The sequence below is a fragment of the Paenibacillus sp. Y930 genome (genome assembly GCF_056786375.1).
The window spans coordinates 738,013-762,505 of the sequence record NZ_JBXCIX010000003.1 but is presented as its reverse complement, the minus strand read 5'-3'; the positions used below and the strand labels follow the sequence as shown (position 1 = coordinate 762,505).

Genomic DNA, 24,493 nt, shown 5'->3' with positions numbered 1-24,493 from the left:
GCATCTAATTTATCTTCTCGACTAAATTTGGCCATAAAAAAATGCACCTCCAATTGTTAGACTGTGTCTAACAATTGGGGTGCACTGCATAATAGTTCGGTTTTTTCATTAGTTAAAAACCTTTTGTCCTAGCCTCTATAAATGGAGCCAAATAGATAGTCTAGATTGGATAAGGAAAGACATATTATCTGTGTTAAACTAGAAGAGGAAGTTCAGAAAGCGGACTTTGATAACGAAGTGATGCAGGAAGATTATTCGGCATCGAATATGAAGCTAGAGATAGAGGAATCGACGATGAATTGGATTAAAGTAGAAACGATTGAACAATTGAATGAAGCACTTGCTATTAGAATCAAAGTATTTGTGGATGAACAAGGTGTAGATGTTGAGATTGAGAAAGATCACTATGATGAACTTTCTGCAAAGTGTACACATATTCTTGTCCTGCATGAAGGAGCGGCAGTTGGTACTGGCAGAATTAGCAATCAAGATGGTATCGGTAAAATCCAACGTGTATGTACACTGCAACGAGTAAGAGGTATGGGTGTAGGGACATGCATTATGGAAGCATTGGAAACGATAGCACGCGAAAAGCAATTCAGTAGCGTGAGATTAGGTGCGCAAGTACATGCACAGCCCTTTTATGAAAAACTAGGCTACTCCGTTATATCAGACGTGTTTTTAGAAGAAAACATCCCTCATGTAACGATGCAAAAAGAGCTGTAATAGTCGATCTCACAGGATGCAACTATTAATGCAACTTTAAATGTAACCAAGAGGTGATCATATGTTTTTACATAGCCTTGAAATTATTAATAAAACCGGTATCAATAACTATCCTTTTAACATTCCAGCGATAAAAAGTTTGGTATCACTTAAGTTTGAAAAAAATGTAACTTTCCTAGTTGGCGAAAATGGATCAGGGAAGTCAACAATTCTTGAAGCAATGGCCTATCAGTGTGGTTTCAATACGGCGGGTGGAAGCAAAAATAATAATTATGAGGTTGATGCCTCACACTCCGTCTTAGGTGATCATATGCGATTATCATGGATGCCTAAAGTTACAAATGGATTTTTCATGCGAGCTGAAACGTTCTACCATTTCGCTTCACATCTTGATACAATGCCAGCAAGTTTGCGTCATTATGGTGGTCGCTCCTTACATGAACAATCACATGGGGAAGCATTTCTGTCTCTTTTCAGCCATCGGTTTGGTAAACAGGCGCTTTATATACTGGATGAGCCAGAGGCGGCCCTGTCGCCGGCAAGACAGTTGGCATTACTACGAATTATTAAAGAGATGGAGAATGATGCTCAGTTTATTATTGCTACGCATTCTCCGATATTACTTGGATATCCCAATGCACAAATATTGAATTTTGATGCGCAACCGGTAACGAATATTCGCTATGAAGATACATTGCACTATATTATTACTAGACGTTTTCTTGAAAATAGAGAGAAAGTATTAAGCGAAGTATTTAGTGACTAAATTCTTTCCTTCGGTTCGAAAGGAGTCTATATGCATAGCTATAGTTTTATTGAACATATCATGTTTCCACGAACAACTCTTAATCGGCAGAAGCTAAAACGAGAATTAGAAGGGAAAACGATTCTTATAACAGGGGCAAGTTCTGGAATTGGCGAACAACTTGCTTATATGTTAGCTGATATACAGGTTCATCTAATACTAATAGCTAGACGTGAAGAAAAGCTGCTATCTATGAAGAAAAAAATTGAAATGAACGAGGCGACGGTAACAGCTGTCCCTGCTGATCTACGAATGGATGAGGACAGGGAGCGGGTAATATCGTTTCTACATCAACTTACAAACGGGCTTGATTTCTTCATTAGTAATGCAGGACATTCGATTAGACGACCGATACTGCAATCATTGAACCGATTCCATGATTTTACTCGTACGATGGCGATCAACTATTTTGCTCCAGTGGAGCTTATTCTAGCTATTCAACCACTTTTAGAACAAAAACAAGGGCAAATCATTAATATTTCCACGATAAATACATTATTATACCCTTTACCCCATTGGGCGGCATATCAATCATCGAAAGCTGCTTTTGATATCTGGCTACGGTCTGCTGCTCCAGAACTTAACAACAGTGGTATTATGACCACCTCAATCTATCTTCCCTTAGTTAGAACACCTATGATTGTACCAACCGTTTCTTATGAAAAGTCTCCCGCAATGTCTCCACAACATGCGGCAGCGATCATCTGCAGCAGTATGTATACAAAGAAGAAGACATACAAACCATGGTGGTTAATCTTTGGACAGCTTGCCTCTATCCTGCTTGGAAGATGGTGGGAATACTTCATTCCAATGATGATTAAGAATAATGGAGATAAGAAATGAGAATATATAAATTGTTTTATGTATTGTATAAGATCAAACTCGTCTCTCCTATATCGATTTTTCGTTTATTTTCCAATATTAATAAATACGGTGTGAATCTAATGGCGCTGCTCTCTTTTTCAGCTAAAACTTATGGTGAAAAAATTGCTATTGCCGATGAGCAAGAGACATTAACGTATCATCAATTATTCACACAATCCAGCAGGCTTTCGTTCGCTATGAGAGAACATTTTCAGCTTGCAAAAGGCAAAAAAGTCGGGATTATGTGTAGAAATCATACTTCATTGGTGAAAGCGATCTATGCCGTTTCATATTCTGGTGCTGATCTATATTTGCTCAATACAGAATTTAGTAAGGAGCAGCTTCATAATCTATTGGATCATAAAGATTTTGACCTGCTTATCTATGACCATGAACTAAGCCTAATCATTGAACAATCTACATACAAGAAAGCCAAATTATTAAGTTACAATGACGTCTATCCTGCAATTAATAATTTATTATCTACAACGGAATATGGACAGAAGCAACGTTACCGTACTAGTTCAGGAAAGCTTGTTATATTAACTGGTGGAACGACGGGGAATGCCAAGGAGGCTATGCATAAGCCTTCCTTATTCAATTATTTAGACCCTTTTGCGGCTTTATTATCTCGATTGAAAATTATTAATTATAATACCGTTTATATTGCTACACCTATTTTTCATGGCTATGGTATAGCTATACTGCTGCTATTTGGCGCTATTGGGAAGAAGGTTGTTATTCAGTGTAGATTCAATGCGGAGAAAGCATGCGAACTAATCAGGGAACATCAAGTTCAAGTCGTATCCATTGTTCCATTAATGTTACATAAAATGCTGATGACCAACAGTGACGCTCTAAAGTCTCTTACTTGTATAGCATCAGGCAGTGCAGAGCTCAATCCAAAGCTCATCCAAGCAACGCTTAGTCAATTAGGCAATGTATTATATAATCTATACGGTACTTCGGAAGCGGGCTTAACAGTTATCGCTCAGCCGGATGATCTGAGAACTTCTCCACGTACGATAGGTCGAAAAATTGAGGGAGTTCAATTGAAGATTTTAGATGAACATAAAAGGGAAGTAGTAGTAGGCAGCATAGGTCAATTATGTGTTCGAAACAAATGTAATGGCAAAAGCAGAACTACAACTTGGATAGAGACGGGTGATCTAGGTTACCGAGATGAGAGAGGATACTACTATTTATGCGGCAGAGTAGATAGTATGATTGTTTCTGGTGGAGAGAACGTCTATCCATATGAAGTAGAGCGGATATTGCTTACACATCCCGAAGTTGATGCTGCAGCAGTAATTGGCGTAAGAGACAAACACTTTGGACAACGATTGCGGGCATATGTTCAGTTGATCCCTTACACTGAAATGACAACAGAGGAGTTACATGGTTGGTTACGCCCTAGATTAGCACGTTTTCAGATGCCGAAAGAAATTATCTTTGTTAATGAAATGCCGTATACGGCTATAGGGAAATTAGATAAGAAGCAATTGAAAATATAGATGAGGTATATTATATATCGATGTGAAGAAAAGTCTATTTGCGGTCATATGTTGATTGATTGCGTGATAGGCTTTATTTGTATGAAAATGAAGAAAGATCAAATAGAACTCGTATTTAACACACTAAAAGTAAACCAATGGTTGATTTAGACCACCAATATACACAAATACTCGTTAGTATTCCTTCAAGTATTGGATTAATATTGAAATAGAAGGAGGGAAACCATGCAAAATTTTCAATTCTCTAGTATTTTGGTACAAAGAAGAAAAGAAATGGCTGTTACGCAGCAACAATTAGCTCAATATGTCGGAGTATCTAAAGCAGCAGTTTCAAAATGGGAGCAAGGATTAAGCTATCCAGACATTACGCTGTTACCAAAGCTAGCGACATATTTCAATATTTCAATTGATGCTTTACTAGGCTACGACCCTCAAATGACGAAAGAGCATACCCAGAAATTATATGCAAAGCTTGCGAAACAATTTGGCGAGCAGCCCTTCGAGCAGGTTCAGCAAGAAATAGAAAAGTTACTATCAGAATACTACGCATGTTTTCCATTTGTGCTACAAATGGCTCAGCTATATTTGAATTATTATACGATATCATCAAATAAAGAGGATGTATTAGATCGAGTGTTGCTGTTATGTGATCGAGTGATTTCGTTAAGTGCAAATTACAAACTTGCATTTGAAGCAGAAATGATAAAGGCTTATGTCATGTTACTTACAGGTAAACCTGAGGAAGTGCTTCGTGCTTTGGGTGATGAGGTTAGTCTTTATTATGGTAAGGAGCAGTTGATTGCTACGGCTCTAGGTATGACTGGGCAAGCTGAAAAGGCGAAAGAAATTATACAAGTAAGTATGTATCAATATATGCTAGGTACTATTTCAAGTGCAACGGAAAGTTTATTAATGGAAACGAATAATAGTAGCCACTTTGATGAAACCGTTCATCGGATTGAGGCAATGCTCGACGTATTTCAAGTATCTGCATTAAATGAAAATGCGGGATTAGTGTTTTATTTGAAGGCGGCAATGGGTTACGTTATGCAGCAAAAAAATGAAAAAGCGTTAGAGATGTTGCGAAAATATTATCGGATATGTTGTGACATTGTATTTCCAATCTCGCTTCGTGGGGATGAATATTACTACTTGCTGGACGACTGGATTGCTCGAGACATTACCATAGGGTCGCAAGCACCTCGTGACGATATGTCGATCAAGAGAGATTTGCTTGGCAGTGTAAGTAATCAACCTATGTTCGATAGTTTGAAAGACGATAAAGAATTTACAGCTATAGTCGCTAATTTGAAGCATCATTTACAACTATAAGACAGACTTTGATAACGAAGTGAAGCAGGCAGGTTAATCGGCATCAAGAAGATATAAAAAGTTTTAGGAGGGGTTAATATGCAAGAACTTGCCGATATTCCCTGGGCACTGATTGCCCCGATCATTGGAATTCAACTTATACTGCAGATCGTTGCGCTTATTGATTTACTGAGAATCCATGCGACGAATGGACCGAAATGGTTATGGTTAGTGGCCATTCTTGTGAGTGGTTTATTCGGTTCAATTATTTACTTTATCGTGGGGAGAAGACAAGTATGAGTTTACTTCGAGTTGACAATCTCACCAAAAATTATGGAAGCAACACTGTAGTGAATAATGTGAGCTTTACGATAGAGCCGTTCACTTCAACGGCGCTTATTGGTCCGAATGGAGCGGGTAAAACTACGACGATGTCAATGATTACAGGACTATTGCATCCCACTAGTGGGAAAGTATTCATTGAAAATTATGCTGATATTCGTGAAGCGATCGGATTTCTACCACAATACCCACAGTTTTATCCGTGGTTGACTGCACTTGAATATGTGGAGATGGTGGCTAATCTAAGTGGAGTAGCAGCGAAAGAAATTAGATCTCGCAGTATGAAGACATTGGAATATGTTGGACTTGGTAAAGTTATTCACAAAAAAACATCGACATTTTCAGGTGGAATGAAGCAACGATTAGGGATTGCTCAAGCAATTGTGCATGAACCGAAGCTTCTCTTATTAGATGAACCGGTATCGGCACTCGACCCTATTGGTAGACAAGAAGTTATGGACCTATTAAAGGAATTGCAGCAGGAAACGACGATATTATATTCTACTCATATATTGCATGACGCAGAAAAAATGACGGACCAGGTGCTGTTTTTGAAGGAGGGTAAGCTCGTTGAGCAAGGCACTCTAATAGATATTCAGCAAAAATATGCAGAGTCCAAATATATGATACAGTTTGCGAGTGAACAGTCGGCTGCTACGTTCTGTAATAGTACGAATAGAAATATTGAGCGACAAGGTGTATATGTATATGTCGATGTTAGTGAGCAGTTTCCTTCCATTACAACTATAATGCAACACCTACTTGCTCTCCAAGCGGATATTGTTAAAGTAGAGCGTGTAGTAGCTAGCTTAGATCAAATCTTTATGAAGGTGGCTGGTACGAGTGAGGCAATTTAATACGCTGTTGAAAAAAGAATTTCTAGATTGCTTGCGTAGCTTCAAGCTAATATGGATCCCACTCGTATTTATATCGCTTGGTGTAAGTGACCCTTTAACGAATTATTATATGAGTGATATATTGGCTGCTGTTGGAAATATGCCTGAAGGCTTTGAGATGATGTTTCCCGAGCTTAAGCCAGCAGACTTATTAGTTGCTTCTACTGGACAGTTTCAGCTCGTTGGATTAATTGTGCTTGTCGCTGTCTTTGTAGGTTCGATTAGTAGAGAACGACAAAATGGTACTGCAACATTACTTTATGTACGCCCTATTTCTGCAACTGCAATTTTTATGAGTAAATGGGTTATGGCTTCAATTGTCGGTATATTAAGCGCATTGTTAGGTTATGCGGGGAGTATGTACTATATTTCTATACTATATGGGACAGTCAATCCTACTAACTTTATTGCGATGCTATGTACTTATTTCGTCTGGATACTATTGGTGATGGCCATAACGGTAGCGTTAAGTGCAGCATTTCAAACGAGTATTGCATTAGCGGTGGCTATCTTTGCATTGCCAATTGGGTTAGTCATTGATTCAATAATTGGCGGATTTTGGCACTCGACGCCTTGGAAGCTAGCTAATTATGGCGTTGGTATTGTTACTGGAACAGTAGATATGAATCATTACTGGAAGACGCTAACGATAACTTTTGTTTTGATGATTATATTCATTGTGATTGGAATTTTCGCAACGAAGCGTAATAGGCAATTAACGAAAGTGTGAGATGTGCTCCAAGCGTGGTGATTATACATTTTAGCGAAAGGTAATAGAATATAGGAAAGAAGCTGGCGCTGTTAAGATTGCGTCAGCTTCTTTTTCATGAATTATCCCCTTATTCCGATTTAGGAATAAAATCAAAGATCGCTCCTGTTTCGAATGAGTCAATTAAGCGTAGCAGCCAATTGTAATAGTTCAATGCATCAACTATTTTTTCCTCATCGAGCGCAATAAGCTGACATAAACCTACATCATCTGCTTCTTGTTGCTTTATATTTTGAATTTCAATTAAAGTTTTTTTAAGTACAGAAGAGTTGATCTCAACAGCTTTACGCCATTTCGTAGAAAAATAATCGGTAAAGTTCTGATGCCAATCTGGAACAACCTCATAAAGATCCTTCCGCGAGCCTTTTCCCCAAACTTTGTTAATCATCTTCAAATCTGTAAGAGTGCGCATCCCAGTGCTGATCGATGTCTTACTCATACCCATAGTCTGGCTCATTTCATCCAAAGTTACAGGAGAACGATTAAAATACATATTCCCATACAAATGACCAATAGAAAGTGTAACACCATACAAATCCATATTTTTCCCTATAGATTCTATGACACGCTGTCTGATCTTATTAATGTATGCTTGTTGCTCTTCTGACAACTGTTCTAAATCTTTCATAATAAAATGCCCTCCTGCGGACCAAAATAAACATATAAGAAACGCTACAACTTCTTACTAATTAGTTTTAGCATTATGTTCATTAGAAGTAAAGTGCCAGATTATAGACCATTTGTATGTTAAACAGAGTAAACTGTACTAAAAGTTTGTAAAGTTAAAACTGTACGCACGCTACTAGCTTATATGGGCTTTGACCAAGCATACGCAAAACCCATACAATGGTAAAAGAAAAAAGGCGATCGGATAGATCATAAAGGGGGATAAGATGTCAATAATTAAGGTGAACAAACTAACCAAAATCTTCGGTGCGGATACGAAGAGAGCCGTTAAATTATTGAATGAGGGCTGGAGTAAGGAACGGATTTTTCGCGAAACGAAGCTAACGGTTGGCGTTAATCAGGCAAGCTTTGAAATAGAGCAAGGACAAATATTCGTCATTATGGGTTTGTCTGGCAGCGGTAAATCTACGTTAGTCCGGCTGCTTAATCGATTGATCGAGCCTACATCAGGTGAAGTTTTATATAATGATAAGGACATTTTGAAAATGAATGCGGAGCAATTGCGTCAATTCCGACGTAAAAGTATGGGCATGGTATTTCAGAAATTCGCACTGTTTCCACATCGTACCATTGTTCAAAATGTAGAGTATGGGTTAGAAATTCAGGGCATACCAAAAGCAGAGCGGCGTGAAATGGCAATGAAAACGTTAGAGCTAGTCGGGTTGATGAGCTGGGCAGATAGTTATCCTGACGCCTTATCTGGTGGGATGCAGCAACGAGTAGGCTTGGCCCGTGGCTTGGCGAATGATCCTGAAATATTACTAATGGATGAAGCTTTTAGTGCGCTTGATCCACTAATTCGTAAAGATATGCAAGATGAATTATTAGAGCTCCAAACACAAATGAAAAAGACAATTATTTTTATTACGCATGATTTGGATGAAGCGCTGCGAATTGGCGACAAGATTGCGTTAATGAAAGATGGGCAAATCGTCCAGATTGGATCACCTGAGGAAATTCTTATGAATCCAGCCAACGAATATGTAGAACGATTTGTTGAAGATGTCGATTTGTCTAAAGTACTTACAGCTGCTCATATTATGCGCAAACCAGAAACGTTAAGTATTGATCGTGGTCCACGTGTAGCGCTGCAGACAATGAGAGACCGAGGTGTATCCAACCTTTATATTGTTGATAAAGGGATGAAGCTAATCGGAGTTATCTCGGCAGAGGATGCGATTCAAGCGGTAAAAGAGGGTAAATCACTGGAGTCTATTATCCAACATGAGCTTCCAAAAGTTAGCCCGGATACATTGTTGAATGATTTGTTCGAGCTTATGGGTGGAACGAGGTTGCCTGTAGCTGTTGTTACAGATGATGGTAGGTTAAAAGGGATATTAATAAAAGGAGCAGTTCTAGCTGCACTTGCGGGTAGTATGATTCCAGAGACAGGTGAGCAACAATGAACATTCCAAAAATTCCAGTAGGTAATTGGATTGAAACATTAGAATCTTGGATGCAGCAACATTTCGGTTTTTTCTTTTCTTTCGTGAAAACCGTTATTGGTGGTGTTGTAAGTGGTCTTGAATTTATATTGCGTGAACCACCTGCGATTATTATTATTGTGGTCATTACCGCATTAGTATGGTGGTTTGCTAAGTGGAGACTTGGAACTTTTGCGTTAATTGGTTTATTATTTATTGTCAATCTTGGCTATTGGGACCCTGCAATGCAAACATTAGCACTTGTGCTTACCGCCGCATTGATTTCCATTTTACTCGGTGTACCCATTGGTATATTAAGTGCCAAATATAAAACAATGCAAAAAATAATTACGCCATTGCTGGATTTCATGCAGACGATGCCAGCATTTGTCTATCTATTGCCTGCGATTACATTCTTCTCCATTGGTGTTGTTCCAGGAGTAATTTCTTCTATTATTTTCGCGATTCCACCAACGATTCGCTTAACTATATTAGGTATTCAACAAGTACCAGAAGAGCTAGTTGAAGCAGCGGATGCGTTCGGTTCAACTTCCGCTCAAAAATTGTTCAAGCTACAATTGCCGATGGCACTGCCGACAATTATGGCGGGGATTAATCAGACGATTATGCTTTCGCTTTCAATGGTCGTTATTGCATCAATGATTGGTGCACAAGGTATTGGTACCATTGTTTTCGCTGCAGTCACGCAAACGAAAACAGGTGTAGGATTCGAGGCCGGTCTAGTCATAGTCATTATGGCAATATTGTTAGACAGAGTGACGCAACATATGATTAAGAAAAAATCTTGATTTACAAGGAGAATAACATGAATAAAAACTTTAAATGGATGATAGCAGCAGTAATGATCGTAGCTTTACTTGTAGGATGTAGTAGTAATGGAGCTCAATCTGGTGATAACAAAAAGATTAAATTAGCTTATGTTGCTTGGGATTCAGAAATTGCCAGTACTTATGTTATGAAGGAAGTTTTGGAGCAAAAGCTCGGCTACAAAGTAGAAATGCTTCAGCTTGACGCAGGTCCGATGTTTGCCGCAGTTTCAGACGGTAGTGCTGACGCAATGCTTGCATCATGGCAGCCAGTTACACATGCCGATTATATGGAGCGTTACGGAGATAAGCTTGTTGACCTTGGACCAAACTTAAAAGGTGCAACGCTTGGAATTGCAGTACCTACCTATATGGATATTACTAGCATTGAAGAGCTAACAGACGGTTCAATCGGTTCATTAGTTGATCATAAAATTATTGGGATTGAACCTGGTGCTGGTCTGATGATGGCTAGTGAGAAAGTACTTGATGAGTATGATCTACGCAAAGATTGGACGCTGCTTGCGAGTTCTTCAGCTGCAATGGCTCAGGAGCTGCAAAATGCATACGCTGCGGAAAAACCAATTATCGTAACGAGCTGGACACCACACTGGATGTTCGCCAAAATGGAATTGAAATTCCTTGAGGATCCCAAAGGTGTATTCGGGGAATCAGAGGAAATTCATACGATGACTCGTACAGGCTTGGAAACGGATAAGCCAGATGCTTATGAGCTTCTTAATAACTTTGAATGGACGCCAGATGAAATGGCAGAGGTTATGGTAGAGGTCATTGATGGAGCAACTCCAGAAGAGGCTGCAAAGCATTGGGTAGAAGCCAATGAAGCTCGTGTTAATGAGTGGCTTGCTAAGTAATAACTGATATCTAGTACGTATAGAATTTATATAATTAGCCCCATGAAACGATTTTTGTTTCATGGGGCTAATTGTTTTTTTGAATAACTGTAACATTTTGGTTGATTAAACGTGTTAATGTATAGTGAAGAAAGGGGGCACTATGAACAAACGATATGCTTTGGATAAATTGTATAGGCGTTATGTTAAAGCGCTCTATTTTTATTTATATAAATTATGTGGTTCTGAAAGTTTAGCAGAGGATTTAACACAGGAAACATTCGTTAGAGCAACGATACATATTCATACGTACAGGGATTAAGAGGCACGAGCTTGGCTATTTAAAGTAGCACGAAATGTATATCTTGACGAGTGGCGCAAACAACAGCGATTTAGAAAAATTCCGATTCTTTCTTCATTTATAAAGAGAGAGGATTCAGTAAGTCCATATGGATTACCAGAAGAGAGTTTACTGGAGAAGGAACTAACGCAGCAACTTGAAGATTTATTGCAATATTTACCTGAAAATTATCGCTCTATTATATATCTTAGGGAGTACGAACAATTTAGTTATGCAGAAATTATGGATGCTTTGCAGCTAACGGAGGACCAAGTGAAGGTGACGTTACATCGAGCGAGAAAGCGATTAGCTCAGCTCGCAGTGCAGAAAGGGTGGGATTATGACAGAGTGGAATAAGAAGCTCGAGAGAAAGATATTATTTAAATCTAGATTTACATTAACGTTGAAAATAGTACGTGTTTTATTGATGCTCTATTTTGTTTTTGTGATATGGAGCTCCGCCATTTATCTTTTTCTCGATATAAAAAAAATTGCTGAAGAAAATCAATATTTCACCCAACTTGCGGTTGAATGGCTAGAGCCTAATGTTAAAGGGAGCCACATTGCTAGAATTGATGATATGAAGATATCGAAATTTGGTACGCAAACCTTTTCATATCCTTTGTTGAAACGTGTTGGTCATGAGGATATTGTTATTGGAGAAGCTGAAGTAACGAAAAGGCTTTTTAGTAGCCTATCGAGTGTAGAATATTCACTTCCTAATCAGCAACCGAATAAGAGACTTCATTTTTCATTACCAGAAGATCCACGAAATAATCAAAAATTAATTGCTAACACTAATTCGAATGTTTGGGAAACATTAGAGATGTTACCAGAAGGGACAGTAGGAGAACTAGCATTTTCAACAACAAGTTTTATGGATGCTGCACAATTATTAGATTTACTAAAGGACTATAATGTTGAGACGGTATGGATGCCACTTTATACTGGAGAGTTTGTGGAGTATGAACCGAGTAGCTATGGTTCTGGCACTAGATCAATAACATTGGGCGGAATTGTTGGATTAACAGGTGGGTTTATGTCAGGGGTTGGTTATAGCTCTATGACTTGGAGTGAGATCATAACCCCAGAATCATTAGCAGACAGCGAGAAAAAAATGCTAGCCAATATGGAGAAATTATTAGATAAGCCAGAGAAATATTATCGACAAGTTCTAGGATTTGATCATCTACCTGAGAAATATAAGTACCTTAAAGACAATGGATTTATAGTTTACGGTGCAGTCGTGACTGGACCAGTGAAAGAGTTATTGAAGCTACAGGATGCAACTTTTATCCAAGGCGAACAGCTTGGAGAAGTTGAGCTGTGGAATTGGAACGTTAAAGAATAACTTAAAAATGTATCTTCTATTGGGTACGATGGGGAATGAATACATGATATATTGAAGAGAAACTTGAGTACGATAATACTGCATACAGAAAAGGAATTATGATGAAAAATACTAGCACAGTCTACTATATTAAGGCACTCATTGTTATCTGTTTAAGTGTTATAGTTGTTTCTTGTTCAGCATATAAAGAGCTAGAAGATTTATCTGCGCCAATGGAACCAACGCCAATAATAACTGATGAGACTCTTAATGAAGAGACTAACGAAAGTATACCACCACAACTTGATGAACAATCTACTGAGGAAGTATTAACTGGTCAAGAAGAGGCAGAACTAGACGGTAAGTTAGATGTTAATTCAGATCCAGATTCAGAACTAGAAACAGAAGAAACGATCGATACAGAAAACTCTGACGGTGAAAAATCAGAGGAAGATAGTGCTACTAGTGAAGTCATTGCAAAGCAAGATGATTTACCAAAAGGTTTTGTCTACTTAGATGAAGTTGTACCTACCGCCCAATTTGAGATGCGCTATTACAGTGATTATAACTTTGTTGGAGTACAGATCGATGGTTACTTAGCGCCGTTAGCGATTGGCACAAGTGCGATGGCTGAGGCACTATTGAAAGTAAGTGATGAGCTAGAGGATATGGGATATCAACTTCTCATCTACGATACGTATCGTCCAGCCAAAGCAGTACAACAATTTCTAGCGTGGTCCAAAGATACGGATGATATTGCTATGAAGGAAGATTTCTATCCGAATATTGATAAATCGACTCTGTTCAAATCAGGCTATTTATCCAGTAAGTCAGGACATTCACGAGGCAGCACAGTAGATTTGACGCTAATTTATTCTGATACTAAGAAGGAAGTAGATATGGGTAGCCCTTATGATCTGCTGGATGAAATTTCTCATTTCTCGACGAAGCTTATAACAGATGAGCAGGCTGCCAATCGCCAATTGTTGCAAGACGTTATGGTGAAGTATGGATTCAAGCCGTATAGCAAAGAGTGGTGGCATTATGTATTGAAGAACGAGCCGTATCCCAGCATATATTATGATTTCGATGTTCAGTAGAAATCATAATGAGTGATGCGAATGGAGTTAACTAATATGGAGCAACGATTGCAAGTGTGGACGGTTGCCACCATGCAAAAGTATTTGAGCATTAGTGGCTAAACTATGGAGATTTCTTGACAATAAGCGCTTATTTGGGACTGTGCTGACAACAGTGATACAATGGACGTAATGTATTATTGTCGCTCGGTAACAACAAGGTAAATAGCTGGCTTAGAATGGAAGGAAACTATTACAATGAAACTAAGTAAAAACAAGCGTATATTGACCATAGTGTTATTGATCACTATTGTAGTAACGGCAGCTTTAATGCTCGTCTTTGTTATGAATAGACCTACACTTGTATTAAGTGATATGGTTAGCTACGCTCCTACTACAGTTGAGATTAATACAGCTGAAGGAACGAATAATACAGCATCGATCACGGAACCAGAAGAAATTGAGCAATTACTTAGTCTGTTAAAGGTTAGTGCGTGGGATCACCACTCTGATAGTCAGTATAATAGTGGATCAGATGCTAACTTCAAGTGTGCTCCAAATTATTATGTACAACTCAACGATTACCAGCTTCAGCTGTTATGTAAAGATGATGTTGAAGGGTATGTAAAGATTGAAATTAGAAGTAAAGAGTATTACTATACAATTCCAGTAGACATCTATACAGAGATCGAGACTTATGTAGCAAGTCATTGATCTTAGACTTTAGTACAATTATTAATTGAATGAGTAGAATAAATGCACCATACAAAAAGTAGCACTGATTACTCAGTAGCTACTTTTTGTGCTATTTGCTTAGCTTTGAATAGAAGATGAGCAGAGCCCCATTGATGAATCGTATCGAGTATCGGATCAAGCGAACGTCCATACTCTGTTATAGAATACTCAACCTTGGGCGGTACTTGTGCATATACTTCGCGATGTACGATATATTCTCCCTCTAGATCACGAAGCTGCTGTGTCAACATTTTCTGTGTAATACCTGGAAGATGACGACGTAATTCATTAAAGCGCATAGTTCCATGTTCGAGAAGTAATAATAATATTTTCGGCTTCCATTTACCAACAATAATTTCTAATGCATCGTCTACCTTACAAGCTTCGATTGGTTTTTCCATATGATCTTCTCCTTACAGTATCTTTTAGTATACTATACTACTTCAAAGTGCGTACTATCAAATTAATTATACATAATGCATAATTGAGCTAATAACAGGATGAAAGGAAGAGGAACATGGAAAAATATCGTATTGATCGAAGCAAAGGAATTGAATTTGGTTTATATACATTAGGAGATCATATTCCGAATCCAGAAACGATGGAGCGTATCTCAGCAAAGCAACGTCTTGATGAAATTATCGAGCTTGCAAAGCTTGCTGAAGAGTTTGGTTTAGATGTATTTAGTGTAGGAGAAAGCCATCAAAAATATTTCGCGACACAAGCGCATAGCGTTGTACTAAGTGCGATTGCACAAGCGACTAAACATATAAAATTAACAAGTTCTTCAACGATTATTAGTACTTCAGATCCAGTGCGCGTATACGAGGATTTCTCAACGATTGATCTTATTTCTAATGGGCGTGTAGAAATTGTAGCTGGACGAGCTTCACGTGTTGGCTTATTTGAACTACTTGGATATGATTTGAAGGATTATGAAGGATTATTCGAAGAAAAATTTGAGCTATTAAAGCTTATTAATGAGAATAAAATTGTGAATTGGGAAGGCGAGTATCGCGCTCCGTTAAAAAATGCGGAAGTATTACCGCGTCCACTTCATAACACATTGCCTTTATGGAGAGCGGTAGGTGGTGCACCTGGAAGTGCGATTCGTGCAGGGAAGCAAGGCGTTCCAATGATGCTAGCGACATTAGGTGGACCTTCATCGAACTTTAAGATTGCAGTTGATGCTTATCGGAAATCTTTAAGTGAATCTGGATTTGACCCGGCAGAGTTCCCAGTTGCAACGACAGGACTATTCTTTACAGACAAAGATTCACAAGTGGCGATGCGCGAAGCATATCCGGGTGTTAATCTTGGTTTGCAATTAGTAAATGGACATGGTTTCTCTAAGCAACATTTTGCTCAAGCACAAGATGTTCGAGATGCATTAATGGTTGGTAGCCCGCAGCAAATTATTGAGAAGATCCTATATCAGTATGAATTGTTTGGACATCAGCGTTATATGGCACAGATGGACTTTGGTGGCGTTCCCTTCCCATTACTCGTGAAAAACCTTGAACTCATTGCATCAGAAATTTTACCTGCTATAAGAAAATACACAAAACAATAATCTGAAAATATACAATCCAATAGGAGGTATTACGATGAAAATAGTCGGATTGTCTGGTTCTATCGTAGGCTCGAAAACAAAAACGGCAATGCTTGTTTTTGAAAAAACACTTCGCGCAAAATATCCAGACGCAGAATGGACGCTTATTGATTTGGCAGATTACAATGTGCAATTTAGCGACGGACGTAATTATTTGGAGTATGAGGGAGATACAGCGTTTGTTACGAAGGCATTGATGGATGCAGATACTATTTTGATTGGTACACCGATTTTCCAAGCTTCCCTTCCAGCTACATTGAAAAACATTTTTGATCTACTGCCGATTAATGCTTTTCGTGATAAAGTAATAAGCTTTTTCGTTACAGCAGGATCATCTAAACACTATTTAGTAGCTGAACAACAACTTAAGCCGATACTAGCTTATATGAAGGCACAAATTGTGCAGACGTATGTTTTTATAGAAGATCAAGACTATGTTAAGAAAGAAATAGTTAATGATGATGTGTTCCTTCGAATGGAACGACTAGTGGAAGATACGGTTAATCTTACAGCTACGTACAAACTTATTAGAAAACAGCAAGAAGATCAATATGACTTCTAACAATTAGAGTAGTATAAGACATGAAAACAACCACTATATATGCTAAAATTAGCGTAAATAGTGGTTGTTTTGTTAGGATGATTTATTATTATTCTGAGCTTGAATTTATAGTCTTTGTACAGTTGAATTGAGAGGAGCAGTAGCATGAACAAAGAAGGGCTTCAACTGATGTGCCAAGCACATCCCGGAGTTACATATGACTATCAAGTGGAATGGCAAGCAGATCGATATTTTATTGGCGGAAAGATGTTTGCAATGATAGGAACAGATGCGAAGGGAACTTCTATTATTACGATGAAATGTGATCCTGAACGTGCAGAAACGTTAAGGGAAACGGTAGCGGGAGTAATTCCTGGCTACTACATGAATAAGGCCCATTGGAACTCGATATACTTTGATGCTGACGTATCATCCGAGATGATGGGCAGCTTAATCAAACATGCTTATGAGCTAGTATTCGACAAGCTAACGAAAAAGATGAAGCAAGAGATTTCTGGCTAGAGACTTAGTAATGGAATGGCAACGGACATTGAGCTTCACTACAGTAATTAGCTGGCATGCTAATTGTTGTAGGAGGCTTTTGGAACAACGATTTGTACTCAGAGTGTCTTGCTAATCTCGAGAAATGATACTAATTAACACTAAAATACTATAGAATATTTACAAGGGTGCAATAAATTATTAAGCGTATTAGAGGTGAATGATGAAAAAGGGTTTTGAAGTATTCGATTCTGTGCATCTTAGTTGGCTTATTACTATCGTAATTATAAACATATTGATCACTATCATTTATTCTCGAAGTTCAGCATTACAAAGAGAGTGGATTCGCAAAGGCATTGGCTATACATTGCTCATTGCTGAAATTTGTAAAGTTATCGTTGTGTTAGCTACTGGGCGGAATCTGTTGTTCTATCTCCCAATTCATTTATGTGGTTTCGCGATTTTTCTTATTTTATTACATGCCTATCGCAAAAATACGACCATCTCTGAAATACTATTCAGCCTGACGATACCTGGTGCTTTCATTGCACTATTATTTCCAGGGTGGGCGAATGAGCCTGTGATGAGTTTTCTTCATATCCATTCTTTTGTCTATCACGCACTTATCTTAACGTACCCAATCATGCTACTAGCTACTGGAGAAATAACACCTAACATTCGTAGAATATGGAAAGTTGTATTATTTCTCATCATAACTATTCCACCTGTATATTACTTCAACAAAATGTACGATACGAACTATATGTTTTTGAACTGGCCGATCAATAACTCTCCGTTAATGAGTATTCAGCAGCTATTTGGTGAGAGTAGATATATCGTAGGGCTTATACTCGTATTGCTTAGCGTATGGCTAATTCAATATGGTATATGGAGCTTATGTAGTATATGGTCTAGAGCAAGAAAAAGAATGATGAAACGATGAAGTCAATTTATACGTATTAAATGAGTATATCAACAACAATGTTGAATGATTAACAAAAGATGGGGAGGGTGGGTAATGGGAAGGATAAGCTATATGGCATCAAGCTAGCAAATAGTAATGGGATATGTAACATAACGTATGATTTCGATATGAGCATTGACTATTTGCTAGGGATATATGCAATACCCATTACGTTTATTCCTTAAGTAACATATGTCATCTGCAATATGATCGAATGAAGCAAGTAGGATCATCATATTGTAGGAGGTGGAGTCTTACTATTATAGTAAGGCGAAGAATTGACACTAATTAACATTATTATATTTACGGTGCTTATTATATTTACGGCATTTTTTGTGGCAACCGAATTTGCCATTGTAAAGGTTAGACATTCGAGGATTGATCAGCTAGTTGCCGAAGGCAAGAAAGGTGCGACGTCTGCTAAGCATGTCGTTGCGCACTTGGATGAATATTTATCGGCTTGTCAATTAGGTATTACCGTTACAGCATTAGGTATTGGTATGGTCGGAGAATCTACATTTTCATTTATACTGCATCCGGCGTTTGAAGCACTTGGCATTCCAACGAATTTAATTCATGTATTCACTATTGGTACTGCTTTTATGATGGCTACCTTTTTACATGTAGTTGTCGGAGAACTGGCTCCTAAGACGGTAGCTATTCAGAAGGCAGAGGCAGTAACGCTATTATTCGCTAGACCAATAATGATATTCTATAAAATATTGTTCCCGTTTATCTGGTTCTTGAACGGCTCTGCACGTATCCTTATCGGTATATTTGGCTTGAAACCAGCAAGTGAGCATGAGGCTTCTCATACGCAAGAAGAAATTCGATTATTAATCGCTGAAAGTAATAAGACAGGTGAAATTAACAATAGTGAGATGAATTTTGTTAATAATGTATTTGAATTTGATGATACATTAGCACGTCAAATTATGATTCCACGAACAGAAATTGTTGGTTTTAATGTAAATACGCCGTATGAAGCTGTATTAAAGCGAGTTTCCCAAGAAAAATATACACGTTACCCTGTATTTGAAGGTGATCGTGACAATATTATCGGTTACTTTAATATTAAAGATTTACTTATTCAACGATTGAATAACCCAGCTATTGTCTATGAATTAGCCCACTTTATTAATCCAGTTATCAACGTTATTGAAACGAAGCCAATTAAAGAAGTTCTGCAAAAAATGCAGAAAGAACGTATTACGATGGCAATTTTAGTCGACGAATATGGTGGTACTTCAGGGTTGGTTACGATTGAGGATATTATTGAAGAATTAGTCGGAGAAATAAGAGATGAATTTGATGGTGATGAAGTTTCTCATATTCGTATAGTAGATGACGGTCACTATATTATAGATTCCAAAGTATTACTGCACGAGGTAGCTGAATTGTTGGGGATACCATTGGAGAATGACAATGTAGATACGCTAGGTGGATGGATCTACACGCAAAATGCTGATCTTGAGAAAGAGATGATCATTGCTCATGAGGGTTATGAATTCTCGATTAAACAGCAGAAAGGTCTCGTTCTTCAGTTCATCGAGGTGAAGAAGCAACCAGCACTAGAAGCGATAGAAGTGTTAGCTGAATAGCGTAAGTAATGCATTTGCACATTATAAATTAGTTGAATAGCGTGAAGAGGACGAAAGGATTGAGTACTGTCATGCAGTTGAACTCAATCCTTTTTGTTGTATTTAATGCAATGATGACATTAAAAAGGAGTCTGATGATGATAGTAGCTCTGAAAAAGTGGAGTAAGCTAGTTACAACCTATCTAATTGGTGCAATCATCGTAATCTTTATTCTACTGAATCTATTGGGATTAGTGTTCATCATATTATTATGGCTTGCTGATCCGTTCTAAATGAATATGATTCCATCACTGCTGATAATGTAATGCTTATTGCCAGCATACAATTATTGTATTACAATGTAACCAACGGTTAGTAACCAATGGTTATGAGGAGGTTGAACGATGGAATCATCATTACAAGCAAGGGAACGCATTTTAATTGCTGCACAAAAGCTTTTTGCAACAAAGGGATATGAGCAAGTAACGGTCCGTGAGATCGCTAAGGAAGCGAACTGCTCACATACAAGCATCTATCTCTACTATCAAGATAAGAGAGAACTACTTGGACAGTTAGCACAACAACCATTAACGGAGCTATTACAACAATTTGAAAGCATACATAGTAGAACCGATGACACTGCCGAGCAGAAGCTCATTGAAATTGCTAAAGTATATGTAAAGTTTGGATGGTTACATCGTAATTTGTACCAGACTTTCATGACGATTGAAGCGGGGCGTGTAGATGAACCAGGTTCAGATTGGAAGATTAGCAAGCTGCGCCAACAACTCTTTCAATTATTACAGGCTTCGGCTGCAGCACTTTTGGTACATTCAGAGGAAGATCATGTGTTAGCATTTAGTAGAATATTATTCTACCAGCTACATGGCACGATTACGACCTATGAAAACTCAATAGAAGATTTGGCTCAAATTGAAGAAAGGGTATTACCTCTAGTTGAAAAGAGCATCACCTATTTAATGAATGGAGTGAGCAAACATGAAGGTAAGTAAAATATCTCCACATATATATAAGCTTGAAAAGTGGTTAATGATTAAGGTGAGTATATGGTTAGTCGTAAGTGAGGATGGTGTATACATTGTAGATACTGGAATTGCTTCGATGAGTAAAGATATACTGAAAGCTGCAAGAGAGCTAGGGGAACTCAAAGCGATATTGCTGACCCATGGACATTCTGACCATACTGGCGGTATTCACAATATATTACAGGAAGAAAATATTCCAGTCTATGTTCATCAAGACGAGATTAAGTATATGGAAGGCAGAGAGCACTTTCCAAGAAGAAAGAAATTAGAATACAATGTTCCGCCTAATCTCGTACAACCGTTAGAAGAGAGTGATGGTCAGTTATTACCTATTAGTGATCTGGTTCCTTATTATACGCCAGGTCACTCACCTGGTCATGTTGCTTATTATCATGTTAGAGATAAGGTGCTTATTGCTGGAGATTTGTTGAATTCTAAGCGGGGGAAATTCACTAGACCTATGTCGATGTTTACCGCAGATATGACAGAAGCTATAGAGAGTAGTCGAATTATTGCGGAACTGGAGCCAGAACTCGTAACGATTTGTCATAGCAATGATGTTCGGGATGCTGCGATGCAGCTAGATACGTATATAAGTAAATATGCCTCTAGAAAACTATAATTTGAAGCGAAAGCATTCGGAACCATTGAGGAAGCGGATTGTACCGATAGTTACAAAAGTAGTGTGGAAAAATGAAGATATCAAAAACACCCTGAATGTTAGATCAAAAAGCTAACATTCAGGGGACTGTTCATCACTTGATATATGGTTCATTAATTAGCTTTGTGCAGTATACTTTTTCACAGCAGGAATAATATCTCGACCGATAAGCTCAATGTTTTTCATCACTTTATCAAATGGTACGCCACCGAAATCAATTTGTGCCATAAATCGTTGTTGACCAAAAAGTTCATATTGATACAATAACTTTTCAATAATTTGCTGTGGACTGCCAACCATTAGTGCATCCTGATAGTCGATCGCTTGATCGAATTGCTGTTTTGGATATCCGCTTCTTCTAATTGCAGTGAAGCCCGCATTAATATACGGATAGTATTCGTTCAGCGCATCCTGTGAATGTTCTGCTGTATAGAAGAGGCTAGTTGTCGCAATAGGAAGCTCACTTGGAGTATGTCCATTGTTTGTTGCTGCCTCTCGATAAGCTTCAACAGAGGCTCTGAAGTTCACTGCAGGACCACCAAGTGTAGTCAGCATCATCGGAATACCAGCTTCTCCAGCTTTAATCGCACTTGCAGGAGGTCCGCCAACCGCTCTCCATATTGGTAGATGACCATGAACAGGCTGTGGTAAAATCTCTGCGCGATGTAACGGTGCACGGAATTGACCTTCCCAGCTGACAGGTCCAGTAGTTTCATTCAATTTCACAAGCAGTTTTAATTTCTCTTCGAATAGCTCCTCATAATCATTCAGATCATAGCCAAACAATTCATATGCTCCAATGCGTGAGCCACGTCCTGCAACAATTTCTGCTCGACCGCGCGAGATTAGATCCAATGTTGCGAAGTCTTCATATGTCCGAACGGGATCAGCGACGCTTAATACAGTAGCTGAGCTAGAAAGCTTGATGCGCTTCGTTGCTTGTGCAATGGCACCAAGCACAACAGTATGAGCTTGTGTCGTAAAGTAAGTTTGATGACTTTCACCGACTGCAAAAACATCAAGCCCAGCATCCTCAGCAAGCTTACTCGCATCAATGATTTCATGAAGTCGTTGCTCAGCACTAATCGGCTGACCAATCATCGAATGCGTCATATGATCCCCTAAAGTATAAATTCCAAACTCCATACCGCTCTGCGGTTGAATTCGATATTTGTCCATAACAATCTCTCCCCAAGTTCGCCCTATTATAATGGTGTTAACACTGCCTCTATCTCAGCCCGTCTCGCTTCAAGAAACGGCGGTAGATCTAGATGCTTGCCAAGCTCTGTAATGTCTGAATCGACCATAAAGCCAGGACCATCCGTAGCGAGCTCGAACATAATATTGTTACGATCACGGAAGTAGACACTTGTAAAGTAGAAGCGTTCTACGACACCTGTTGTTGAATAGCCAAGACTTCTAATAATGTTATTCCACTGGGCAAGCTCCTGCTCATTAGCAACACGAATGGCTAGATGGTGGACGCTGCCTTTGCCAGCACGCTCTCGGGTTCCATCTTGCTCTGTTAATACAATTTCACCCCATTGCTCGCCTTCAATAGCTTGCAAAATAACTGTTGATTCCGAGCTTGTTTTTTCTACGTATCCGAAAGTATCTCGTAGTAATTCAGCTGTTGCATTCAAGTTTCGAACAGATATACCGATAGGTCCCATGCCAAGAATATGATGCTCCTCTACTACAGAAGAGTCAGACCAATAACGCCAATGTTGGGGAATAGATAATCCTTCATTGCTTAATAGGACGATGTTCAGTCCATCGGGATCTTGGAAGTGCAACGCATCATATCCGTGATACGTCGTTATTGCGCCATGATTAACATTCATCTCAGTTAGACGTTGCTCCCAGTACAAAAGGCTATTATAGGAAGGAACAAGCAGTCCGATCAAATTAATCGCATTCGTACCAGGCTGAGTATGTCCCGTCATCGGCATTTCGAAAAAAGTAAGCTCTGTACCAGGGCTGCCAATTTCATCACCGTAAAAAAGATGATACATATCGGGTGAGTCTTGATTCACGGTTTTCTTTACTAAGCGAAGACCTAATACGCCAATGTAAAATTGCATGTTTTGCGCAGCGTTTTTCGTTAGCATCGATGTGTGGTGATGACCTAATATTTTTGTCATAGTAATATCTCCTTTAAGTTGAATTAACTTATTAAATGATGTTGCGATACAGTTGAAACTATTAAAAGTGTAGTGTAAGAATTCAATTGATTAGTCAAGTGACGGCTGTAAAGTAACTACGATAATGGAGGTAATTGCTTATGCTCGCTATTTTTATGAACCTTCGTTAGAAGGGTATAAAGTGTTTTCAATTCTTCGTCAGTTAATGCTTCCTTGAAAAAAGAGGTCTGAAACGCAAGCTGTTCAGGCATGGATATATCTAGAATGTCCTTACCTTTAGTACTTAACACAATCGTTTTTGTTTTCCAATCTTGCTTACGAATAATATATCCATCCTGCTCTAATCGGGCTAACATTCGGGACATTCCACCTTGAGTAACGATAACCTTTTCGGCAAGTTCAGATTGCGTTAATGGTTGAAAGGTGCGAATTTGCATAAGAACATCGAACTGAGCTGTAGTTAGCTGAAATCTTCTTAGAAAATCATTCGATAATTGGTTACTCTGATTACTAAAGCGCATTAACCTTAACCATGTTAATGAACCAAGTGTATGCTGTTCCATCTCATCAGCTCCTAAAACTTTTCATAACTACTTGAATTACTACTTTGTAAATGAAAAGTAGCATCGAAAGCAAATCCTAAAACTTTTCATAACTACTTGAATTACTACTTTGTAAATGAAAAGTAGCATCGTAAGCATCAGCTTAAACTTTTCATAGCCTTTTGAAGCAAAGTAGATTCATAAACGTGTTTGTTTTGTTCTTACTATCACTTTACTACGCAAGTGAAAGAAAAGCAAGAAAAATATCTTTAATTTAAGATTTAAATCTAATTAACTTAGTTGTGAATACTTTGGGAGTGGGCTAATATTAAAGTAGCTATTTTATGTTAATATTTAACACACAAAAAAAAGCTGAATGTTAAAATTAATATTTATTAT

General features: G+C 38.3%; 28 protein-coding genes and 1 pseudogene. 24 read left to right on the top strand and 5 right to left on the bottom strand.

The window, feature by feature from the left end; genetic code table 11:
- The first annotated feature begins 165 nt into the window (after positions 1-165).
- The 8 genes from AC1TO5_RS12305 (at position 166) to AC1TO5_RS12270 (ending at position 7,188) form a co-directional block, all read left to right on the top strand.
- Positions 166-726 carry a GNAT family N-acetyltransferase gene (locus tag AC1TO5_RS12305; protein ID WP_482063091.1) on the top strand — a complete coding sequence of 187 codons (561 nt, stop codon included), beginning with the start codon at positions 166-168 and terminating at the stop codon, positions 724-726.
- A gap of 61 nt (positions 727-787) precedes the next feature.
- The gene (locus AC1TO5_RS12300) at positions 788-1,492 is read left to right on the top strand and encodes an AAA family ATPase (RefSeq protein ID WP_482063090.1); all 705 of its coding nucleotides are present in this window, start codon (positions 788-790) and stop codon (positions 1,490-1,492) included.
- Positions 1,493-1,522: 30 nt separating this feature from the next.
- Complete coding sequence (locus AC1TO5_RS12295; RefSeq protein ID WP_482063089.1) at positions 1,523-2,374, top strand: SDR family NAD(P)-dependent oxidoreductase; 852 nt, start codon at positions 1,523-1,525, stop codon at positions 2,372-2,374.
- Entirely contained in the window at positions 2,371-3,909 is a 1,539-nt protein-coding gene (locus AC1TO5_RS12290; RefSeq protein WP_482063088.1) for an AMP-binding protein, read from the top strand. Before AC1TO5_RS12295 ends, AC1TO5_RS12290 begins: the two co-directional genes overlap by 4 nt.
- A gap of 225 nt (positions 3,910-4,134) precedes the next feature.
- The gene (locus AC1TO5_RS12285; protein WP_482063087.1) at positions 4,135-5,241 is read left to right on the top strand and encodes a helix-turn-helix domain-containing protein; all 1,107 of its coding nucleotides are present in this window, start codon (positions 4,135-4,137) and stop codon (positions 5,239-5,241) included.
- 78 nt (positions 5,242-5,319) lie between these two features.
- Complete coding sequence (locus AC1TO5_RS12280) at positions 5,320-5,520, top strand: PLD nuclease N-terminal domain-containing protein (protein WP_482063086.1); 201 nt, start codon at positions 5,320-5,322, stop codon at positions 5,518-5,520.
- Complete coding sequence (locus AC1TO5_RS12275) at positions 5,517-6,419, top strand: ABC transporter ATP-binding protein (RefSeq protein WP_482063085.1); 903 nt, start codon at positions 5,517-5,519, stop codon at positions 6,417-6,419. Before AC1TO5_RS12280 ends, AC1TO5_RS12275 begins: the two co-directional genes overlap by 4 nt.
- Positions 6,406-7,188: an ABC transporter permease gene (locus tag AC1TO5_RS12270; RefSeq protein ID WP_482063084.1), complete on the top strand. Its 783-nt coding sequence runs from the start codon at positions 6,406-6,408 to the stop codon at positions 7,186-7,188. Before AC1TO5_RS12275 ends, AC1TO5_RS12270 begins: the two co-directional genes overlap by 14 nt.
- Positions 7,189-7,297: 109 nt before the next feature.
- Here the strand turns inward: AC1TO5_RS12270 and AC1TO5_RS12265 are convergent, their stop codons facing one another.
- Positions 7,298-7,855: a GbsR/MarR family transcriptional regulator gene (locus AC1TO5_RS12265; protein ID WP_482063083.1), complete on the bottom strand. Its 558-nt coding sequence runs from the start codon at positions 7,853-7,855 to the stop codon at positions 7,298-7,300.
- 265 nt (positions 7,856-8,120) lie between these two features.
- Between AC1TO5_RS12265 and AC1TO5_RS12260 the strand changes: the two genes are divergently transcribed.
- The 8 genes and pseudogenes from AC1TO5_RS12260 (at position 8,121) to AC1TO5_RS12225 (ending at position 14,482) form a co-directional block, all read left to right on the top strand.
- The gene (locus tag AC1TO5_RS12260) at positions 8,121-9,320 is read left to right on the top strand and encodes a quaternary amine ABC transporter ATP-binding protein (RefSeq protein WP_482063082.1); all 1,200 of its coding nucleotides are present in this window, start codon (positions 8,121-8,123) and stop codon (positions 9,318-9,320) included.
- Entirely contained in the window at positions 9,317-10,147 is an 831-nt protein-coding gene (locus AC1TO5_RS12255) for an ABC transporter permease (RefSeq protein ID WP_482063081.1), read from the top strand. The genes AC1TO5_RS12260 and AC1TO5_RS12255 overlap by 4 nt, the downstream gene beginning before the upstream one ends.
- Before the next feature lie 17 nt (positions 10,148-10,164).
- Positions 10,165-11,040 (top strand): glycine betaine ABC transporter substrate-binding protein, encoded by an 876-nt coding sequence (locus AC1TO5_RS12250; protein WP_482063080.1) that lies wholly within the window; start codon positions 10,165-10,167, stop codon positions 11,038-11,040.
- A gap of 142 nt (positions 11,041-11,182) precedes the next feature.
- The gene (locus AC1TO5_RS12245; RefSeq protein WP_482063079.1) at positions 11,183-11,341 is read left to right on the top strand and encodes an RNA polymerase sigma factor; all 159 of its coding nucleotides are present in this window, start codon (positions 11,183-11,185) and stop codon (positions 11,339-11,341) included.
- 18 nt (positions 11,342-11,359) lie between these two features.
- Positions 11,360-11,716: pseudogene (locus AC1TO5_RS12240) on the top strand (sigma-70 family RNA polymerase sigma factor); the annotation flags it as partial.
- A complete protein-coding gene (locus AC1TO5_RS12235) occupies positions 11,700-12,710 on the top strand; it encodes an anti-sigma factor (protein WP_482063078.1) in 1,011 nt (336 codons plus the stop codon). The pseudogene AC1TO5_RS12240 and the gene AC1TO5_RS12235, both read left to right, overlap by 17 nt.
- A gap of 98 nt (positions 12,711-12,808) precedes the next feature.
- Positions 12,809-13,789 (top strand): M15 family metallopeptidase, encoded by a 981-nt coding sequence (locus AC1TO5_RS12230; RefSeq protein ID WP_482063077.1) that lies wholly within the window; start codon positions 12,809-12,811, stop codon positions 13,787-13,789.
- 237 nt (positions 13,790-14,026) lie between these two features.
- Positions 14,027-14,482 carry a hypothetical protein gene (locus AC1TO5_RS12225; protein WP_482063076.1) on the top strand — a complete coding sequence of 152 codons (456 nt, stop codon included), beginning with the start codon at positions 14,027-14,029 and terminating at the stop codon, positions 14,480-14,482.
- Positions 14,483-14,550: 68 nt separating this feature from the next.
- Here the strand turns inward: AC1TO5_RS12225 and AC1TO5_RS12220 are convergent, their stop codons facing one another.
- A complete protein-coding gene (locus AC1TO5_RS12220) occupies positions 14,551-14,904 on the bottom strand; it encodes a winged helix-turn-helix transcriptional regulator (RefSeq protein WP_482063075.1) in 354 nt (117 codons plus the stop codon).
- A gap of 116 nt (positions 14,905-15,020) precedes the next feature.
- On the opposite strand from AC1TO5_RS12220, the gene AC1TO5_RS12215 reads away from it, so the two are divergent.
- The 8 genes from AC1TO5_RS12215 (at position 15,021) to AC1TO5_RS12180 (ending at position 21,369) form a co-directional block, all read left to right on the top strand.
- A complete protein-coding gene (locus AC1TO5_RS12215) occupies positions 15,021-16,076 on the top strand; it encodes an LLM class flavin-dependent oxidoreductase (RefSeq protein WP_482063074.1) in 1,056 nt (351 codons plus the stop codon).
- Positions 16,077-16,110: 34 nt separating this feature from the next.
- Positions 16,111-16,677 (top strand): NADPH-dependent FMN reductase, encoded by a 567-nt coding sequence (locus tag AC1TO5_RS12210; RefSeq protein ID WP_482063073.1) that lies wholly within the window; start codon positions 16,111-16,113, stop codon positions 16,675-16,677.
- Positions 16,678-16,821: 144 nt separating this feature from the next.
- Entirely contained in the window at positions 16,822-17,178 is a 357-nt protein-coding gene (locus tag AC1TO5_RS12205; RefSeq protein ID WP_482063072.1) for an MmcQ/YjbR family DNA-binding protein, read from the top strand.
- A gap of 199 nt (positions 17,179-17,377) precedes the next feature.
- The gene (locus AC1TO5_RS12200; RefSeq protein WP_482063071.1) at positions 17,378-18,100 is read left to right on the top strand and encodes a YwaF family protein; all 723 of its coding nucleotides are present in this window, start codon (positions 17,378-17,380) and stop codon (positions 18,098-18,100) included.
- A gap of 299 nt (positions 18,101-18,399) precedes the next feature.
- Entirely contained in the window at positions 18,400-19,722 is a 1,323-nt protein-coding gene (locus tag AC1TO5_RS12195) for a hemolysin family protein (protein ID WP_482063070.1), read from the top strand.
- A gap of 134 nt (positions 19,723-19,856) precedes the next feature.
- Entirely contained in the window at positions 19,857-19,994 is a 138-nt protein-coding gene (locus AC1TO5_RS12190) for a hypothetical protein (protein ID WP_482063069.1), read from the top strand.
- Between the two features lie 111 nt (positions 19,995-20,105).
- The gene (locus tag AC1TO5_RS12185) at positions 20,106-20,714 is read left to right on the top strand and encodes a TetR/AcrR family transcriptional regulator (RefSeq protein ID WP_482063068.1); all 609 of its coding nucleotides are present in this window, start codon (positions 20,106-20,108) and stop codon (positions 20,712-20,714) included.
- Entirely contained in the window at positions 20,701-21,369 is a 669-nt protein-coding gene (locus AC1TO5_RS12180) for an MBL fold metallo-hydrolase (protein WP_482063067.1), read from the top strand. Before AC1TO5_RS12185 ends, AC1TO5_RS12180 begins: the two co-directional genes overlap by 14 nt.
- A gap of 156 nt (positions 21,370-21,525) precedes the next feature.
- Here AC1TO5_RS12180 and AC1TO5_RS12175 read toward each other — a convergent pair whose 3' ends face one another.
- From AC1TO5_RS12175 to AC1TO5_RS12165, 3 genes are all read right to left on the bottom strand, one after another.
- On the bottom strand, positions 21,526-22,587 hold the full coding sequence (locus tag AC1TO5_RS12175) for an LLM class flavin-dependent oxidoreductase (protein WP_482063066.1): 1,062 nt from the start codon (positions 22,585-22,587) through the stop codon (positions 21,526-21,528).
- A gap of 26 nt (positions 22,588-22,613) precedes the next feature.
- Positions 22,614-23,552, bottom strand: a complete 939-nt coding sequence (locus tag AC1TO5_RS12170; protein WP_482063065.1) for a ring-cleaving dioxygenase — start codon at positions 23,550-23,552, stop codon at positions 22,614-22,616.
- Positions 23,553-23,668: 116 nt separating this feature from the next.
- Complete coding sequence (locus tag AC1TO5_RS12165; RefSeq protein WP_482063064.1) at positions 23,669-24,115, bottom strand: MarR family winged helix-turn-helix transcriptional regulator; 447 nt, start codon at positions 24,113-24,115, stop codon at positions 23,669-23,671.
- Between the last annotated feature and the right edge of the window lie 378 nt (positions 24,116-24,493).